We start from the raw sequence: 2,094 nt of genomic DNA on the forward strand, positions 1-2,094 counted from the left end.
GGTTGCTCCAATAAATTAAGTTTGATCCAAATCACTTAAGTTTTTGAAAGAGCCAATAATTTACATCTACAAAAAATCCATGCATTATTTAAACATTGCTTATATTTTTACAAATTTTAGAAAAAGAACTCCTAATTCAAGCAAAATTCAGCTTTCTAAAAGAATGCTCTCAGATATCAAAATCATCTGTCTCGACAAGTTTGGGTAATCTGCCGATTGTTCCGACATTTTCATCTGAAATTATTAAAGCACCATCGAAAAATTCCCTGTACTTTTCGCCGCATTCAAGAGCACTGAAAACTTTATCTTCACTTGTATCTCCGTTACATTCGTTGGCTATTCTGGTTGCAAGCCCGTCAGCCATTGCGGGAGATTTAGAAATTACACTGACGCTATCGGATTTTCCAAAACTTATTGAATGACCTATTTTTCCCGAAGAAGTGCAGATTCCCAGAGGTTTTTTTCTAGGACTGATTTGAAAAGCTATATTGTTTTCTAAAACAGGATTATCAGAATAAATTCCGCACAAAACTTTCCGATTATTGATAAGTGCAATATCTCCCCCATTTTCAACAATGGAATATTTTGAATCTCTGCTGATTAAATAATCCAGGGACAATTGGGAAATTGCACCTGCAACACAAGCCATCGGGCCGACATCACAAACACATGACGCATCAATCATGGTTTTGACTATCAAAGAAAGTCTGCCGTTAACACTAATCGGCTCCAGAGAGAGTAGAAAATCCTGATTTTTTAAAATAAAGTTTTTTAAATCTCTTCTGATTGAAAAGATGTATCTTTTTAAATCATGATTGTCCAAATCAGTGGTTAACCTGATATGGGTTTCATCCAAATTAATTTCAGAGTGATTCATATATTTAATATTTTATTAACAAACACCTATTAATTTTTTGACAAGCAAAAATTCAAAAACAGCGAAAAATTCTGAATTATGCAAATGAAACCTAAATCATTAATATAATCATGACAAGAAAGAAAATATCACAATACTTTAAGAAAAACAGTTATTTCAGCATCAATTAAAAAAAAGAAAAAAAGTAATGGTTAAAAAATAACCATTAATTAAAATATTTAGTTATTCAACTTTTCTAACAGCAATTAATGTCAAAAGACATAACAATATTGCAAATATTGGATTACCAGTTGGATGTAAAGCTGATGATTCCACAACATCAGAAGGCTCATCAGGAACAACATCTTCCTCGGCAACAACAATAGTGACATTGCCGTTGACATAATAATGCTCATCACATGATAGTGAAGGAACAATTATATATGTGCCGGGAGCAGTTGCTCTAACGGTTATATTAATGAACGGATCACCAACAGGGACTTCATCTAAGTGCCATGTCAATATACGTGTTTTGGAATCCCAAGACCATTTACCATAATCAACTGAAGCAGTAATAAATTCTAAACCTTTAGGGATGTAGAAGTATGCATAAACATCATAAGCTGTAGCAGTACCATTGTTACCTAATTTATACATTGCAGTTACAACATCACCAACATTAACTTTATAGAAACCATCATTAATCAACATAAGATAAATATAAGGGAATGTGATTTCTACATTAGATTTATTATTGCTACCTGTGTAGTTACCATTACCATTATAAGTAATATCAACGGTGAAATTACCTGCTTTAAAGTCCTTAGGAACAGTCCAAGTAACATTAGCCCCACCGTTAATTACATCAACAGTCTGATTAGTTCCATCAGGCAACACAACAGTCACAGTGCCATCACGAACAGGATTACCATTTTCATCAACAACAGTAATCTCAATAATGACATCTTGACCAGGTTTACCGGAAACATCAGAACCACTAACAACAGTATCTAAAGCAAGAATTTCGGCAATAGAAACATTGTTAGAGCTAGTGTAATTACCATTACCATTATAAGTCATACTTACAGTATAATTATTAGCTCTAAAGTCTTCAGGGATAGTCCAAGTAACATTGGCCTTACCATTGCTCACATCTGCAGTTTGAGTAGTGTTGTCAGGCAACATGACAGTTACATTACCATCACGAACAGGATTACCATTCTCATCAACAACAGCAA

General features: G+C 33.6%; 2 protein-coding genes. Both read right to left on the reverse strand.

Annotation, left to right across the window (positions count from 1 at the left end; all coding sequences use genetic code 11):
• Positions 1-169: 169 nt before the first annotated feature.
• Positions 170-877: a UPF0280 family protein gene (locus tag Q4Q16_RS09240; protein WP_303347438.1), complete on the reverse strand. Its 708-nt coding sequence runs from the start codon at positions 875-877 to the stop codon at positions 170-172.
• A gap of 222 nt (positions 878-1,099) precedes the next feature.
• On the reverse strand, positions 1,100-2,094 hold a 995-nt coding region (locus tag Q4Q16_RS09245), incomplete at its 5' end, for an Ig-like domain repeat protein (protein ID WP_303347439.1).

The organism is Methanobrevibacter sp. (assembly GCF_030539875.1).
In the GTDB taxonomy this organism is placed as follows: domain Archaea; phylum Methanobacteriota; class Methanobacteria; order Methanobacteriales; family Methanobacteriaceae; genus Methanocatella.